At 73.3% G+C, this 14,780-nt stretch carries 15 protein-coding genes and 1 pseudogene; 9 read left to right on the top strand and 7 right to left on the bottom strand.

The annotated features are described in order from the left end of the window. Positions 1-401: 401 nt before the first annotated feature. The 3 genes from DPM19_RS03240 to DPM19_RS03230 form a co-directional block, all read right to left on the bottom strand. Positions 402-1,379 carry a WxL protein peptidoglycan domain-containing protein gene (locus tag DPM19_RS03240; protein WP_111863231.1) on the bottom strand — a complete coding sequence of 326 codons (978 nt, stop codon included), beginning with the start codon at positions 1,377-1,379 and terminating at the stop codon, positions 402-404. 65 nt (positions 1,380-1,444) lie between these two features. After that, entirely contained in the window at positions 1,445-2,431 is a 987-nt protein-coding gene (locus tag DPM19_RS03235) for a WxL domain-containing protein (RefSeq protein WP_111863230.1), read from the bottom strand. A 68-nt stretch (positions 2,432-2,499) separates the two neighbouring features. Further along, positions 2,500-3,270, bottom strand: coding sequence for a hypothetical protein (locus DPM19_RS03230; RefSeq protein WP_111863229.1), 771 nt, complete (start codon positions 3,268-3,270; stop codon positions 2,500-2,502). Positions 3,271-3,385: 115 nt separating this feature from the next. Between DPM19_RS03230 and DPM19_RS03225 the strand changes: the two genes are divergently transcribed. The 6 genes and pseudogenes from DPM19_RS03225 (at position 3,386) to DPM19_RS03205 (ending at position 7,980) form a co-directional block, all read left to right on the top strand. Continuing rightward, on the top strand, positions 3,386-4,000 hold the full coding sequence (locus DPM19_RS03225; protein ID WP_111863228.1) for a hypothetical protein: 615 nt from the start codon (positions 3,386-3,388) through the stop codon (positions 3,998-4,000). Continuing rightward, on the top strand, positions 4,000-5,028 hold the full coding sequence (locus DPM19_RS03220; RefSeq protein WP_111863227.1) for a heme/hemin ABC transporter substrate-binding protein: 1,029 nt from the start codon (positions 4,000-4,002) through the stop codon (positions 5,026-5,028). Before DPM19_RS03225 ends, DPM19_RS03220 begins: the two co-directional genes overlap by 1 nt. Further along, on the top strand, positions 5,025-6,140 hold the full coding sequence (locus DPM19_RS03215; RefSeq protein WP_111863226.1) for a FecCD family ABC transporter permease: 1,116 nt from the start codon (positions 5,025-5,027) through the stop codon (positions 6,138-6,140). The genes DPM19_RS03220 and DPM19_RS03215 overlap by 4 nt, the downstream gene beginning before the upstream one ends. Continuing rightward, positions 6,137-7,039, top strand: coding sequence for a heme ABC transporter ATP-binding protein (locus DPM19_RS03210; protein WP_111863225.1), 903 nt, complete (start codon positions 6,137-6,139; stop codon positions 7,037-7,039). Before DPM19_RS03215 ends, DPM19_RS03210 begins: the two co-directional genes overlap by 4 nt. Then, a pseudogene (locus DPM19_RS36060) lies at positions 7,009-7,305 on the top strand (DUF2470 domain-containing protein); the annotation flags it as partial. The gene DPM19_RS03210 and the pseudogene DPM19_RS36060, both read left to right, overlap by 31 nt. Beyond that, positions 7,288-7,980: a biliverdin-producing heme oxygenase gene (locus tag DPM19_RS03205; RefSeq protein WP_233509829.1), complete on the top strand. Its 693-nt coding sequence runs from the start codon at positions 7,288-7,290 to the stop codon at positions 7,978-7,980. The pseudogene DPM19_RS36060 and the gene DPM19_RS03205, both read left to right, overlap by 18 nt. Positions 7,981-8,159: 179 nt before the next feature. On the opposite strand, the gene DPM19_RS03200 is transcribed toward DPM19_RS03205, so the two are convergent. The 3 genes from DPM19_RS03200 to DPM19_RS03190 all read right to left on the bottom strand — a co-directional run bounded on the left by DPM19_RS03200 (position 8,160) and on the right by DPM19_RS03190 (position 12,117). Next, complete coding sequence (locus tag DPM19_RS03200) at positions 8,160-9,200, bottom strand: family 2 encapsulin nanocompartment cargo protein polyprenyl transferase (RefSeq protein ID WP_111863224.1); 1,041 nt, start codon at positions 9,198-9,200, stop codon at positions 8,160-8,162. Beyond that, positions 9,197-10,615, bottom strand: a complete 1,419-nt coding sequence (locus tag DPM19_RS03195) for a family 2B encapsulin nanocompartment shell protein (RefSeq protein WP_111863223.1) — start codon at positions 10,613-10,615, stop codon at positions 9,197-9,199. The genes DPM19_RS03200 and DPM19_RS03195 overlap by 4 nt, the downstream gene beginning before the upstream one ends. Positions 10,616-10,704: 89 nt before the next feature. Next, positions 10,705-12,117: a family 2B encapsulin nanocompartment shell protein gene (locus DPM19_RS03190; RefSeq protein WP_407642469.1), complete on the bottom strand. Its 1,413-nt coding sequence runs from the start codon at positions 12,115-12,117 to the stop codon at positions 10,705-10,707. Positions 12,118-12,340: 223 nt separating this feature from the next. Here DPM19_RS03190 and DPM19_RS03185 point away from each other — a divergent pair, with 223 nt between their 5' ends. Continuing rightward, positions 12,341-12,778, top strand: a complete 438-nt coding sequence (locus DPM19_RS03185; RefSeq protein ID WP_111863222.1) for a VOC family protein — start codon at positions 12,341-12,343, stop codon at positions 12,776-12,778. 70 nt (positions 12,779-12,848) lie between these two features. Here the strand turns inward: DPM19_RS03185 and DPM19_RS36720 are convergent, their stop codons facing one another. Beyond that, positions 12,849-13,559 carry a DUF3618 domain-containing protein gene (locus DPM19_RS36720; protein ID WP_111863221.1) on the bottom strand — a complete coding sequence of 237 codons (711 nt, stop codon included), beginning with the start codon at positions 13,557-13,559 and terminating at the stop codon, positions 12,849-12,851. Positions 13,560-13,741: 182 nt separating this feature from the next. Here DPM19_RS36720 and DPM19_RS03175 point away from each other — a divergent pair, with 182 nt between their 5' ends. Together DPM19_RS03175 and DPM19_RS03170 are read left to right on the top strand one after the other, a co-directional pair. Continuing rightward, a complete protein-coding gene (locus DPM19_RS03175) occupies positions 13,742-13,903 on the top strand; it encodes a hypothetical protein (protein ID WP_233509768.1) in 162 nt (53 codons plus the stop codon). A gap of 101 nt (positions 13,904-14,004) precedes the next feature. After that, the gene (locus DPM19_RS03170; protein WP_111863219.1) at positions 14,005-14,775 is read left to right on the top strand and encodes an RNA polymerase sigma factor SigF; all 771 of its coding nucleotides are present in this window, start codon (positions 14,005-14,007) and stop codon (positions 14,773-14,775) included. The last annotated feature ends 5 nt before the right edge of the window (positions 14,776-14,780 follow it).

The following is a 14,780-nucleotide window of genomic DNA, read 5'->3' as shown; positions in this document are numbered from 1 at the left end:
GACCGGAACGCCGGTCACGGTGATCGGGGCGGTCCGTGGGGTGCCGCCGGTGACCGGCCGGACCGCGATCACGCAGGGGCAGCCGACCGGTGGCGCCACCACGTTGAGCAGGACCACACCGGTTCTGCCCTCCCGCAGGAAGGTGCCGGCCGAGGAACCCACGGCGCAGTCGGCCGTACCGCGCCGCGCCTGGTTGCCGCACAGTTCGACGAGCACGTTGCCCGCGTTCCAGCCGGTGAGGCGGACGGTCACCGTCTGCCCGGGCTTGGCCGAGGTGCGATCCAGTTCGATGGCCGGCTCCGCATGGGCCGGTGCGGCGGGGAGGACCGGCAGCGCGAGAACCGCGGTCAGGACCAGCAGACGGGCCGGAACGGCTCCTGCCCGCGGCGGGAACGGCGCCGTCATCGGACCGCCGCCGAGCGGCGGCGCCGGACGTACAGCGTGGCGGCGATGACGAGGACCGCCGCGGCCGGGAGCCACGGGACGCTCCACAGCGAGGCCTGGCGGGTGAGGGGGCGGCCGGCCACGGGGACACCGCTGCCGGAGTCGGTGGGCGAGAGCCTGATCGACGAGGTCAGCCGGCCGGCCGGGACGACCCCGCCGATCTGCTCGGTGAAGGTGTAGCTGTTGCCCGGCAGCAGTTCCGGGACGCGCCGCGAGACCTGCCCGCCCAGCGCCAGCCCGAAGGGTCCCTGGGCGCCGATCCTGGCCAGCGCGGTCACCCGGACGTTGCCGGTGTTGCGCACCGTGTAGGTGACCTCCATCCGGCCGCTGCTCAGCAGCGGGGCGGCATAGCTCAGGCGCAGCGCGGAGATCTGGAGGGCGGGCGTGACGGGGCCGTCGACCCGCAGGTAGACCCGCGCGGCCACCCGCCGGTCGACGTTGATGCGCTGGCCCCGGGCGTTGGCCTGCTGCTGGGTGACGGAGGCGATGATGCCCCCGCCGTGGTCTCCGGGAGTCGCGTTCCGGGGCACGGTCAGCGTGAACGGCACCTCGACGGTCGCGCCCGCCCTGATGCGGTGGGTACCGGCGTCGAAGGCGATCCAGGTGCCGGCGCCCGTCGCCCGGCGATCGGCGGTGAGCAGGGCGAACGCGCCGTCGGCGGTGTTGAAGGCGTCGGTGGCGTAGACCCGGAAGGTCTGCGCCTGGCGGCTCAGGTTGGAGATGGACACCTTGTCCTTGAGGGTCTGCCCCGGGGACACGGTGTAGCCGAAGTAGTCGCGGCTGTTGGGGCCCTTGGGCCCGCTGGGCCGTACCGCCCAGGTCATGCCGCCGGGTTCGGGCGCGGTGGCCGGGGCCGCGGTGGCCGGGGCCGGCGGCACGGCGAGGAGAGCCGCGGTCAGGGCGCTCCCGGCCGCGAGGACGGTCGTCGTGGTCATGTGTACGGGCTCCGCCGTGGTCGGGGTGCGGCGCCACGCCGGTGGCGCGGCGCCGCACCTGCGGATCAGGACAGGGTCAGGGTCAGGGTGCCGACGTAGGAGCCGGGGGCCACCCCGGCCGGGATGAGCAGGTTCAGGCCGGCCCCGGCCTCGAAGATGCCGCCGCTGGCACCGGCCGCCGAGCTCGCCAGCGTCCGGGCGGCCTCCAGGCCGGTGACGTCGGGGCCGGGGGTGACCGTGCCGGTGGAACCGTCGTCCACGACCGTGGCCGACGGGCTCCACCCGAGGTTGGCGGCGGGGACGGTGCCGCCCTCGGCCGAGGTGAGGTCGCTCATCTGGCCGACCAGGTTCCAGCCGGCGCCGGTGCCGCGGGCGTCGGTCACGGTGGCCTTGTTGAGCGCTCCGGTGGCGGTCTCGCCCGGGGCCGCGTCGCTGAGCGTCACGTCGGTGCCGGCCACCGACAGGCTCAGCGCCCCGGCCCGCGTGACGTTGGCGGTGATGAGCTGCCCCGCACTGCCGCCCCCGGGCGGCGGGTCCTCGGGATCGCCGGGGTTCTCCCCGCCGACGAACGTCACCGGGGTGGCGGTGTCCTGGCTGCGGTCGGGCGAGCCGTGGGCCGCGAGGGTCAGGATGTAGCACTGGGTGACGAGGCAGTCGACCTGGTTGCCGTCCCCGTCGGTGTACCGCGCCTTGATTCCGGCGAGGGTGAGGTCGAAGGTCCCGTCGGGGTTCATCTTGGCCTGGCCGGGGCTGCTGGAGGCGTTCTTGTGCACCCACCTGGCGACCTGGAAGGCGTTCGCGTTGAGGTACCAGTCGTCGCCGCTGCGGGGGCCGAAGGCGACGTACACCCCGAAGCCGTTGTTCTTGTCGGGGTCGAATCCGGAACCGGTGACGCGGACGTCCTGGCCGGCCGGGTCGGCTCCGGTGGCCGGCGTGACGGTGGTGGCCGGGCCGTCCGCGAAGGCGGGTACGGCGGTCAGGCCGATACCGAGCACACCGGCACCGGCCATGACGGCGGCTCCGCGCAGGAATCGCCGGGTATCGAGTTTCACGTGAACTCCTTGATGGGGACACCAGCGTGGGATCACGCCGGAGACTGGAGGCGGCGGGCACCGCGGCGTCAGGGCCGCCGGGCCAGGCGCCGGGTGACGAGCGCCGCGACGATCACGGCGATGACGGCGAGCCAGAAAGGCCAGGGCGACCGGGCGGGAGGTCCGGCGGCGGTCAGCCGGAACGGCTGGACGGCGGGAGGCGGGGTCGCGCCCGCGGACGGGGGCGGCGGGGCCGCGCTCGGACCGCGGGCAGCGCCGGGCGCCGGCGTCGCCCGCGGTCCGAGCGCGGCCCCGCCGCCCGGCGGCGTGGTGCCGGAGGCCGGGCGGCCTTGCCCGGAACCGCTGGAACCGCCGGAACCGCTGGAACCCTTGAAACCGATCGGGACGACCACGTCCTGGCCGCGGTCGGCGGAGCCGTGCGCGGCCATGGTCATCACGTAGCAGCGCGTGACCGTGCAGTCCACCGCCCGGCCGTCCCCGTCGGTGTACCGGGCCTTGATCCGCAGGCTGACCGAGAAGGTCCCCGCCGGGCTCATCCTGGCCTGGCCCCCTCCGCCGCCACCGCCCGGGTGCACCCAGACCGCCGCCGCGTAGGCGTTGGCGTTGCGGTGGAAGTCGGCTCGGCGCGGTCCGAACACCACGTACACGCCCACCTTGTTGTTGCGCTGGGGGTCGAAGCCCGAGCCCGAGACCGACACCGTCTGGCCGGTGGGATCGACCCCCGCCGAGGGGGCGACCCGCAGGGCCGCCGCGGCGGCGGGCCCGGCCGTGGCGACCAGGCTCAGCCCGCCGACCGTCCCGGCCGTGACCGCGGCGAGGAGTCGCCGGCTCCCGACCATGTGCCATCTCCTTAGGTAAGGCTTGCCTAACAAAACTTAGGTAAGGCTAAGCTAAGGCAATGATCGCTCCGGCGTAAAGAGGAGCGCTGACCGTGACGATGGCTGGGACGGATTGATGAGACCGCTGCGAACCCCCCTCCTGCTCGGCATGGCGGGCCTGGCCCTGTGGGCCGGGACACCGGCGCACGCCGACGGCGCCTCGGCCCGCGGAGCCCAGGGCCAGACCCTCACGGTCTCCGCCGCCGACGGCGTATCGCCGGGCGGCGCGACCCTCACCGTGACGGGCCGGGGCTACGACGTCCGCAAGGGCATCTACGTCGCCTTCTGCCGGGACAACGGGCCGGGCAAGCCGCCCTCCCCGTGCGGCGGAGGCGCCGACACCACAGGCAGCGGCGGCGGGTCCCACTGGGTGTCGTCCAACCCGCCCCCCTACGGCCGGGGCCTGGCCACCCCCTACGGGCCGGACGGCTCCTTCCGGGTCACCATCCGGATCTCCGCGCGACCGTCCGGTGCGATGGACTGCATGAAGGTCAGGTGCGTGGTGGCCACCCGCGCCGACCACACCAGGTCCACCGACCGCACCCAGGACGTCCGCGTCCCGATCTCGTTCGACGACGGTGGCGTCCCGGTGGCCCTGGTGGCGGGCGGGGCCGCGGTCGCCGCCGTCCTGGCGGCGGGCGGCGTCGTGACCGTACGCCGGTCCCGCGCCACCGGCCGCGGGTCCGCCTGATGAGCCGGATCGCGCGCGCCGCCCTGGCGGCCGCCCTGCTGGCGGCGGCGCTGGGCGGATGCGCGGCGGGCACCGCCCCCGGTGGCGGCGGAGCCGCCGGGCCGGGGGCGGCGTGCGGGCCGTCCACGGTGGAGGTCACCGGCGAGATCGCTCCGGTCCGTCCCTCCCCCGCGCCCCGCCTGCCGGTCGCCGTACGGTCCGCCGACGGTCGCTCCGTCACCGTCCGCAGCGCGGACCGCATCCTGGCCCTCAACATGTACGGTTCGCTCGCCGAGATCGTCTTCGGGCTCGGGCTCGGAGAACGGGTGGTCGGCCGCGACACCTCCACCACCTTCACCGCCGCCCGGGCGCTACCGCTGGTCACCTCCAGCGGTCACGACCTGTCGGCCGAGGCCGTCCTGCGGCTGGACCCCACCGTGATCATCACCGACGCCGGGATCGGCCCGCCCGAAGTGCTGGACCAGCTCCGTGCCGCCGGCATCCCGGTCGTCCTGATCGGCGACGAGCAGACGCTGCCCGCCGTCGGCGAGCACATCACCGCGGTGGCCGCCGCGCTGGGCGTCCCGGCCGCCGGCCGCGCCCTGCGCGCCCGGGTCACCGCGGACATCACGGCAGCCCGGGCCTCGGCCCCGGCCACGGGAAAGCCGCTGCGGATCGCGTTCCTGTACCTGCGCGGGACGGCGGGCGTCTACCTCATCGGAGGGCGGGGCGCCGGATCGGACGCGCTGATCGAGGCGATCGGCGCCACCGACGCCGGAACCGCCGCCGGGCTGTCCGGGTTCCGGCCGCTGACCAGCGAAGGCATGATCAACGCCGCCCCCGACGTGATCCTGGTGCTGTCGGGCGGCCTGAAGTCGGTCGGCGGGGTACGCGGCCTGGTCGCACTGCCCGGCATCGCGCAGACACCCGCCGGCCGCGGCCGGCGGGTGGTCTCCGCCGACGACGGGTCGCTGCTGACCTTCGGCGCCCGTACCGGCGCGATCATCAAGGCGCTGGCCGCCGCCGTCCACCGGCCCTGCGCGTCATGACGGCGCCTCGAACGCCCGCCCCGCCCCGCCCCGCGCCGGACGCCGGCGACCACGCGCCGGAACCCGCCGGGCCCGGCTCGCGGCGCCGCGGGCCACTGCTGGTTGCGGGGCTCGCGGGCGCGCTGATGATAATGGTGATCGTGGCGGCGAGCCGGGGCCAGGTGAGCATCTCCCCCGCGGAGGTGCTGGGTTCCGCCGCGCACCGGCTCGGGCTGGACCTCGGCCCGCTACCGTCCGGGCCACAGGCCGAGAACGCGCTGTGGGTGGTGCGCTTCCCGCGCGTCACACTGGCCGTCGTCACCGGCGCGGCGCTGGCCTGTGCCGGTGCGATGATGCAAGGCGTCTTCGGCAACCCGCTGGCCGAGCCGGGCGTCATCGGGGTGTCATGGGGCGCGGCGGTGGGAGCCGCCACCGTGATCGTGTTCGGCCTGAACGCGCTCGGCACCTGGACGATCGTGCTGGCCGCGTTCGTGGCAGGGCTGCTCACCACGCTGCTGGTCTACGCGATGTCCCGGTCCGGCGGCCGCACCGAGGTCGTCACCCTGCTCCTGACCGGCATCGCGGTGAACGCGGTCGCCACGGCGGCACTCGGCCTGCTGATGTACATCTCGGGCGACGACGCGCTGCGGGCGATCGTCTCCTGGCAGCTCGGCAGCCTCGCCTCGGCGACCTGGCCCGCGGTGGCGGTCGTGGCGCCGTGCGCCGCCGCCGGAATCGCCGTCGCCTGCGCCTGCGCCCGCCGGCTCGATGTGCTGTCGCTGGGCGAGCGCGCCGCCCGCCAGGTCGGGGTGGACGTGGAACGGCTCCGGTTCACCGGCATCGCCGTCATCGCCCTGATGACCTCGGCGGCCGTGGCCTTCAGCGGGATCATCGCCTTCGTCGGCCTGGTCGTCCCGCATCTGATCCGGCTGGCGGCCGGGCCCGGGCACCGCACGCTGCTCCCCGCCAGCGCGCTGGGCGGCGCGCTGCTGGTCGTCACCGCCGACCTGGTCGCCCGCACCGTCGTCCCCTACCAGGAACTGCCGCTCGGCGTGCTGACCTCGCTGGCCGGTGGCCCGTTCTTCTTCTGGCTGCTGCGCCGCACCCGGGCCAGGTCGGGAGGCTGGGGATGATCGCGCTCCGCCGCCGCCGCCCGCGCCTGCCCGGCCCCGCCGTCCCGGGCACCGTGGCGCTCGCCGCGCACGACGTCACCGTGCAGTACGGCGAAAAGGCCGTGCTGTCGAGCGTCGACCTGGAGGTCCGGCACGGTGAGATGCTGGCACTGGTGGGCCCCAACGGTGCGGGCAAGTCCACCCTGCTGGCCGCGCTCGCCGGAGACACCGCCCTGACCGGCGGCCGGGTCACGCTCCAGGGCCACCCCCTGGGGTCCTGGACGACGCGTGAGGCCGCCATGCGCCGGGCGATGCTGCCGCAGCAGCACGTCCTGGCCTTCCCCTTCACCGTCGTCGACGTCGTGCGGATGGGCCGGACCCCCTGGACCGGCACCGTCCACCAGGAGGACGACGATCCGGCGGTCCGGCAGGCCATGCGCGACGCCACCGTCACCTCCTTCGCCGACCGGCCGTTCACCTCGCTGTCGGGCGGCGAACAGGCGCGGACCGCACTGGCCCGCGTCCTCGCCCAGCGCGCCACGACGCTGCTGCTCGACGAGCCGACCGCCGCGCTGGACATCCGGCACCAGGAACTGGTGTTCTCGGCCCTGGCGGCCGAGGCCGGGCGCGGCACGGCTGTCGTGGCGGTGGTGCACGACCTGGGCTTGGCCGCGGCGTACGCCGACCGGGTCGGCGTGCTGTCCCAGGGGCGGCTGGTGGCCTGCGGCCCGCCCCGGGATGTGCTCACCGCGCCGCTGCTCAGCGACGTGTACCGGTATCGCGTCGAAGTGCTGCCCCATCCCCGGACGGACCACCCGCTCGTCCTCCCCGAACGCCCGCACGGGACCCCCCAGGCCGGCGACGACCGGCCTCCCCGAAAGGAGCACCCGTGGAACACGGACCCTTCACCCCGGACGTGATCGAGGCGATCACCCGGCACATGAACGACGACCACGCCGAGGACTCGGTGCTGATCGTACGGGCGCTGGGCGGGCAGCCGGCCGCCACCGCCGCGGTGACGACCGGCATGGACGCCGACGGCATCGACTTCGCCGTGACGGCCGGCGAGCAGCGCCTGCCGGTGCGCATCCCCTGGAGCCGGCGGTTGACCGAACGGGCGCAGGTCCGGGCGGAGGTGGTGCGCATGTACGACGAGGCCCGCCAGGCGCTGGGGCTGCCGGCCCGGCCCGCCCCCGCCCGTCCGCGACCGGGTTTCGCGGCCCGCCTGCGGGCGGCCACCCGGACCGACCACGACGCCGGCGAGCAGTCCGCTTACATGAGCGCGCTGGCCGGCGGGCGGCTCGGCCGGGACGAGTACGCCGTTCTCGTCACGCAGCTCTACCTCCTCTACGACGTCCTGGAGCAGGCCGCCGACCGGATGCGCTCCGACGAGGTGGCGAGCGCCTTCGACCTTCCCGGGTTCCGCCGCCGCGACGCCCTCCGGGCGGACCTGGCGTTCTTCCACGGCCCGCGGTGGGCCGAACAGGTCCGGCCCACCGCCGCCACCCGCCGGTACCTCGACCGGCTGCGCGAGGTGTGCTTCGACTGGCCCGGCGGTTTCGTGGCCCACCACTACACCCGCTACCTCGGTGATCTGTCGGGCGGGCAGGTCATCGCCGCGCGGCTGGTCCGCGCCTACGGTCTCACCGACGGCCATGGCGTGCGGTTCTACCGGTTCGAGGGCAGGCCGAAAGCCCTCAAGGACCGTTACCGGGCGCTCCTGGACACCGCTCCCTGGGACGAGGCCGAGCAGGCGCGGATCATCGACGAGGTCAAGGTCGCCTACCGGCTGAACACCGAACTGAACGCCGAGCTGGACGCCGCCCTCGGCTCCGCGCCGCGGATGGGCCCCGCCGCCTGACCGGCACCGGGGACGGGTCTGCGGGCGGCCCACCCAGCGCCTTTACGTAGTAAGAAAATTCTGGCTCCGGCGGCCACACCCGGTCTTGGACCGGTCCCAAAATAGCCGATCGGCCGGCGCGGGGGAGGATGCGCCGGCCGATCGGGGCGGGCCGAGAACACGGCCCGCGCCTGGGAGGGTCAGTGGTCGCGGCGGACGGAGTGGCGGGCCAGCATGCCGAGCTCGGCGGCCGGCCGCTGGCCCGGGCGCGCCAGCCAGAGCTCGCGCAACGCGTCCGACAGCAGTTCGTCGGCCCGCGTCCGGCACCAGGAACGCCCGCCCGCCTGAACGATCAGCCCCGCGACCCGGTCGAGGTCGGCCCCGGCCGGCGGGCCACCCGCCCGGTAGAAGGCGGCCAGTTCCTCTCCCGCCGGGGTGCCGGAGGTCAGCGCGGCCACCACCGGCAGCGACTTCTTCCCGTTGCGGAGATCGGAGTGGCCGGGCTTGCCGGTCACGGCCGGATCGCCCCAGACGCCCAGCAGGTCGTCCACCATCTGGAAGGCCAGGCCGAGCCGGCGACCGAACCCGTCCAGCCGTTTGACCTGGTCAGGGGCGCCGCCGCCGAAGGCGCCGCCGAGCGCGCTGGAACAGCCCAGCAGCGCGCCGGTCTTGGCCTCGGCCATGCGCAGGCACTCCTCCAGCCCGACATCGGCCCGGCGCTCGAACCCCATGTCGGCCCGCTGCCCGTCGAGCAGTTCCGCCACCGCGGCGCCGAGCCGGCGCATCCCCTCGCCCAGCAGCGGGTGCCCGCTGGCCGCGAGGACGTCGAAGGCCAGCATGAGCAGCGCGTCACCGGCCAGGATCGCCGAGTTGACACCGAAGACGTTCCAGGCGGTGGGACGGTGCCGCCGGACCGTGTCGCCGTCCATCACGTCGTCGTGCATCAGGGAGAAGTTGTGCGCGAGTTCCACCGCGACGGCCGCGGGCACCGCCTCGGCCGGGTCGCCGCCCACGGCCTCGGCCGCCAGCAGGACCAGGGCGGGCCTGATCGCCTTTCCGGCACCCCCCTCGACCGGCCGGCCCTGTTCGTCCCGCCAGCCGAAGTGGTAGTCGGCGATGGACCTGATCGAGGCGGGCAGCGTCTCGACCGCCTCGCGCAACGCCGGGTCGAGGAGGGAACGGCTCCAGGCCAGCACCTCGGTCACCGGCCGGTCCTCGGCCGTCTGCTCCGCCGCGGTCACGCGCTCCCGCCTTCCCGGCCGATCTCGACGTTTTCGAGGATGCCGAGCGCGTCGGGAACCAGAACGGCCGCGGAGAAGTACGCCGAGACCAGGTAGGAGATCACCGCCTGATCGTTGACCCCCATGAAACGCACCGACAAGCTCGGCTGGTACTCATCAGGAATCCCCGTCTTATGCAGACCGATCACCCCCTGCTCGGACTCCCCCGTCCGCATCGCCATGATCGACGTCGCCCCCGACCCCGAAATCGGAATCTTGTCGCAGGGATAGATCGGCACCCCCCGCCAGGTCGTGACGGCCGGGCCCGCACCGCTCCCGTCCTCCTGGACGGTCGCGGCGCCCGGCTGAACTCCGCGCCGGGTGCACTCGCGGCCGAATGCCGCGATCGCCCTCGGATGCGCGAGGAAGAGATGGGTGCTCCGCCGCCGGGTGAGCAGGGCATCGAGATCGTCGGGGGTGGGTGGGCCGGAACGAGTGTGGATGCGCTGCTTGAGATCAGCGTTGTGCAACAACCCGAACTCCCGGTTGTTGACCAGCTCATCCTCCTGCCGCTCCCGCAACGCCTCCACCGTCAACCGCAACTGCTGCTCCAACTGATCCATCGGCTCCGAGTACAGATCCACCACCCGCGAATGCACCCGCAACACCGTCTGCGCCACCGACAGCTCATACTCCCGAGGCGCCACCTCGTAATCCACGAACGTCCCCGGCAACACCGGCTCACCCACATGACCCGACGCCAGATCAATCGACGCCTCACCATGCCGGTTGCTCGGCGCGCGCCCGGTGGCCAGGAAGCGGTCGATCTGGGCGCGCAGCGGTTCGGAGCGGTCGGCCAGTTCGGCGAATCGTGCGCGGGGCAGCACCAGCGCCGTGCAGGGCGTGGCGGCCCGGACGGTGCACTCCCATGCGCCCGGATCCTCGGTCATCGCCCGGTCGCCGAAGTGGTCGCCGTCGGCCAGCACGCCGAGCGCGGTCTCGGCGCCGTACTCCCCCGTCCCGATCCGGTCGAGCCGGCCGTGGGCGACGAGGAACACCTCCTCGACCGGGGCGCCGGCCTCGACCAGGAGGTCGCCCGGCCCGTACTCGCGCTGCTCGAACCGGCCGGCCAGTGCCTCCAGCACCGGCATGTCGTCGAAGCCGCGTAGCGGCGGCAGCTCGCACAGCTCTGCGGGGATCACCCAGACCTGCGAGCCCGTCGTGATGAACGTGACCCGCCCGTCGCCGACCTCATGGCTGAGCCGCCGGTTGACCCGGTACGTACCGCCGGGCACCTGCACCCAGGGCAGCAACCGCAACAACCACCGGGACGAGATCCCCTGCATCTGCGGCACCGACTTCGTCGTCGATGCCAGATTCCGCGCCGCCGCCGTGCCCAGGCTCAACGGCGCGTCGATCATGTCCTGCTCAGTCATGGACCGCCCGCCCTATCCGCTCTCTCATGGCGCTTCGCCCGGTGCGGCGCCGGGCGGTGACCGCCCGGCGCCGCGAGGGGTGGGCCCGGTTACCGCCCGTCGCCGGAACGCGCGATCTCGACGTTTTCGAGGATGCCGAGCGCGTCGGGAACCAGAACGGCCGCGGAGAAGTACGCCGAGACCAGGTAGGAGATCACCGCCTGATCGTTGACCCCCATGAAACGCACCGACAAGCTCGGCTGGTACTCATCAGGAATCCCCGTCTTATGCAGACCGATCACCCCCTGCTCGGACTCCCCCGTCCGCATCGCCATGATCGACGTCGCCCCCGACCCCGAAATCGGAATCTTGTTGCACGGGTAGATCGGCACCCCCCGCCAGGCGGGCACCTGGTGGCCGTGGGTGGTCACCGTGTCGGGGTAGACGCCGCGCCGGCTGCACTCACGGCCAAACGCCGCGATCGCCTTGGGGTGGGCGAGCATGTACGAGGGGTTCTTCCAGACCGTGGCCAGCAGTTCGTCGATGTCGTCGGGGGTGGGTGGGCCGGAACGAGTGTGGATGCGCTGCTTGAGATCAGCGTTGTGCAACAACCCGAACTCCCGGTTGTTGACCAGCTCATCCTCCTGCCGCTCCCGCAACGCCTCCACCGTCAACCGCAACTGCTGCTCCAACTGATCCATCGGCTCCGAGTACAGATCCACCACCCGCGAATGCACCCGCAACACCGTCTGCGCCACCGACAGCTCATACTCCCGAGGCGCCACCTCGTAATCCACGAACGTCCCCGGCAACACCGGCTCACCCACATGACCCGACGCCAGATCAATCGACGCCTCACCATGGGTATTGCTCGGCGGCTCGGGCCGGTTCTCGAACTCCTCCAGCCGGGCCCGCAGGGCGTCGGACCGCCCGGCCAGTTCCCGGACCTCGCGGGCGGGCAGCGACAGTACCGTGCAGGGCGTCGCGGCCCGGGCGGTGAAGTCCCACTCCCCGGGCTCGCCCGTCATCGCCTCGGCGCCGAGGAACTGGCCGTCGGCCAGCACGCCCAGCAGCACCTCGTCGCCGTACTCGCCGGTGCCGACCTGCTGCACCTTGCCGTGCGCGATCAGGACGATCTCGTCGGCGGCGGCGCCCTTGGTCACGATCGCGTCGCCCGGCTCGTACTCGCGCTGCTCGAACCGGCCGGCCAGCACCTCCAGCACCGACATGTCGTCGAAGCCGCGCAGCGGCGGCAGCTCGCACAGCTCGGCGGGGATCACCCGCACGGTGGCCCCCACCGTCGAGAAGGAGACCCGCCCGTCACCGATCGTGTAACTGAGCCGCCGGTTGACCCGGTACGTACCGCCGGGCACCTGCACCCAGGGCAGCAACCGCAACAGCCACCGGGACGAGATCCCTTGCATCTGCGGCACCGACTTCGTCGTCGATGCCAGATTCCGCGCCGCCGCCGTGCCCAGGCTCAGCTGCGTACCGGCACCCTCGACTTCTACCGGTTCCGTCACTCGCGCCACCGCCCCTTCTCGTTCGGTCCGACCTACGCGAGCGACGCTACATTTGGTAATTACTTGATCACAATATGTAGTCCGCTTGGTACATGATTGATCCACTTGTAGCCGTCTTGGCGATTCGTCGGGGATTTACGGTGCTCCCGACACAGCGAAGATCCTAGAAATAAATTCTAGAATCAGCTTCAGTCAAGCGTCCCCGTAGAGCAGGAGAAGCCCGATGACCTCGACTGCGTCCCCTGAGTCCCCCGAATCCGCCGAGACCCACGCCCCCAGGTCCGTCGTCGGCGCCCTCGGCATCGGCGTCAGCGACCTCGCCCGGTCGGCCGACTTCTACACCCGGGTGCTCGGCATGCGGCGGCTGATGGCGCTCAAGCTGCCGTACATGGACGAAATCGTGGTGGGCTTCGAGGGCCGGTCCGGTTCCGCCATCGCGCTCATGCACTGGACCGACGGCTCGGAGCGCGACTACGCGAACCTGCCGGTCAAGATCGTCTGCTACGTGCCCGACCCCGCGGCACTCGCCGGGCGGATCCGCGCCGAGGGGCTGGAGATCGTCCGTGAGCCCGCCCCCGTCCCCGAACTCGGCGACGCCGTGGTGGGTTTCGCCAAGGACCCCGACGGCTATCTGATCGAGATACTGCAGGGCCGGACATGACCGGACCCCCGTCCCGCCGACCGGGACGGGGGCCGGTGGCGCCGCCGGCGGGTACCGCGCGGCGGCGCGGTCAGCGCCCGACCCTTCCCCTGGCCTGGGCGCCCTTGGCCTTGATCCAGGCCATCCCGGTGGGAGCCGGCCTGCTCATCCCCGGGATGCCGGCGCGCCGCACACCGATCCGCCGCTGCCGGGACCGCATCAGGCGGCCCGTGGGCAGCGGCCCCGTCCGGACCATGCTCCGGCCGAACCGGCTGACAGGACGTCCCGTCAGCCGGGCCCGGGCGCCGCGCGCCCTGGTACGGGCCACCCCGGTCTGGGCCCGCCGGCCCGCGAACGTCGCCTGGGCGCCCACCGCCCGGCGTGCCGCCCCGGCCCGGACCGCGGTCCGCCGCAGCCTGCCGTGGGCCGTCCGGGCCCGGCGGCGGCGCCACGCCCACACCGCGATCGCCGCGGCGAGCAGCGTGACGGCCCCGCCGCCCCGCGCCGCGGGGGTGGCCTGGTCGGACGAGGCGGCGTCCCGCGCCCTCGCCTTGAGGTCGTCGACCGTCTCGCGGGCCCGGGTCGCGCCTTGCCGCGCGGTCTGCGCGGTGTGACCCGCCTGGTCGCTCAACCGTTCTCGCATGTGACCCGCTTTCTCCTTGGCACGCGTCTTGACGTTGGTCTTCCCGGCCAGGGCCGCCACCGTGTCGCCGAGGTCCTCGCGCGTGCGGGCGATGTCCTCGCGCAGTTCCTCGGTACCTGGGGCGCCCGAGTCCCGCGTCCGGTCACTGGTCATCGGCATGCCCTTCCTTGATCGTTCGGGATCGTTCGGTTTCGTTCCCGCCGCGGTACGCGGGCACTTTTCCCCTTCCCCAGCACACCGGACTAAACGGCGTCCGGAAACGTCCCTGCCGGGTGGTTGAGAGCTGTCTGGCAGGTCAGGTATCAGGCATGACCGAAACCGGGAAGCATGGGAATGATGATGTGAGGTCGCTCGCCGACCGGCGGGCCGAGGCGGGCGCCCCACAGGAGGACGACGCCGACATCGGCGCCGAGCACACCCCGGGTCCCACCGACCCGCCCAACGCCGAGCCCGACGCCCCCGGGGGCGAGGACGACGGCTACGCGCCGCAGACCCGGGTGTGACGTGTGACTTCCCCTCCGGGCCGCCCGCGCGCGGTCCGGCGGGGAGAAGGGGTGGCGGACGGCGCCGGCACGGCGCCGCCGCGGACAGATCGGAGACGGTGATGACCTCTTTGCCGGACGACGGCCGCACCGACGAAGAGCCGTTCCACCGCATGCTGGCGTTGCAGCCCGGAAGCGAGGAGCGGCGACGCCTCCGCGACGAGATCATCGAAGCGTACATACCGCTGGTGCGCAGCCTGGCGAACCGCTTCACCGGGCGCGGGGAGAGCGGTGACGACCTCTTCCAGGTCGGGATGGTCGGGCTGATCAAGTCCGTCGACAGGTTCGACCCGCGGCGCGGCACCCGGTTCCTGGGCTATGCGGTACCCACGGTCGTCGGCGAGATCAAACGGCACTTCCGGGACCGCGGCTGGGCGCTGCGCCCGCCGCGGGCGGTCCAGGAACTGCGCGCGGAGATCAACAAGGCCCGGCCCGAGCTGTTCCAGCGGCTCGGCCGCTCGCCGACCGTGGCCGAACTCGCCGAGGCGCTCAAGTGCTGCCCGGAGGACGTGATCGAGGCGATGGTCGCCGGGGAGGCGTACACCACCTCCTCCCTGGACCGGCGGGTCGACGACGACCCCGAGGCCCCCACGTTCGCCGACGCGCTGGGCGAGGAGGACGTCGCCCTCGACTTCATCGAGTGCCGGGAGGCCGTCAAGCCCGCGCTGGACCGGCTGCCCGACCGGGAGCGGCGGATCCTGCTGCTGCGGTTCTACGGGGAGAAGACCCAGCGCGAGATCGCCGAGGAGATGGGCATCTCCCAGATGCACGTCTCCCGACTCATCTCCCAGAGCCTGGCCCGCCTCCGCGCCGACGTCGGCGCCGACACCTGACAAGG

The sequence above is a fragment of the Actinomadura craniellae genome (genome assembly GCF_003289645.1).
Taxonomy (GTDB): domain Bacteria; phylum Actinomycetota; class Actinomycetes; order Streptosporangiales; family Streptosporangiaceae; genus Actinomadura_D; species Actinomadura_D craniellae.
This window is presented reverse-complemented; position numbering and strand designations above follow the sequence as displayed.

Excerpts from the sequence above, each read along its gene's own strand:
- DPM19_RS03240 (WP_111863231.1), bottom strand. The coding sequence starts at position 1,379 with ATGACCACGACGACCGTCCTCGCGGCCGGGAGCGCCCTGACCGCGGCT.
- DPM19_RS03230 (WP_111863229.1), bottom strand. The coding sequence starts at position 3,270 with ATGGTCGGGAGCCGGCGACTCCTCGCCGCGGTCACGGCCGGGACGGTC.
- DPM19_RS03225 (WP_111863228.1), top strand. The coding sequence starts at position 3,386 with ATGAGACCGCTGCGAACCCCCCTCCTGCTCGGCATGGCGGGCCTGGCC.
- DPM19_RS03220 (WP_111863227.1), top strand. The coding sequence starts at position 4,000 with ATGAGCCGGATCGCGCGCGCCGCCCTGGCGGCCGCCCTGCTGGCGGCG.
- DPM19_RS03215 (WP_111863226.1), top strand. The coding sequence starts at position 5,025 with ATGACGGCGCCTCGAACGCCCGCCCCGCCCCGCCCCGCGCCGGACGCC.
- DPM19_RS03210 (WP_111863225.1), top strand. The coding sequence starts at position 6,137 with ATGATCGCGCTCCGCCGCCGCCGCCCGCGCCTGCCCGGCCCCGCCGTC.
- DPM19_RS03195 (WP_111863223.1), bottom strand. The coding sequence starts at position 10,615 with ATGACTGAGCAGGACATGATCGACGCGCCGTTGAGCCTGGGCACGGCG.
- DPM19_RS03185 (WP_111863222.1), top strand. The coding sequence starts at position 12,341 with ATGACCTCGACTGCGTCCCCTGAGTCCCCCGAATCCGCCGAGACCCAC.
- DPM19_RS36720 (WP_111863221.1), bottom strand. The coding sequence starts at position 13,559 with ATGCCGATGACCAGTGACCGGACGCGGGACTCGGGCGCCCCAGGTACC.
- DPM19_RS03170 (WP_111863219.1), top strand. The coding sequence starts at position 14,005 with ATGACCTCTTTGCCGGACGACGGCCGCACCGACGAAGAGCCGTTCCAC.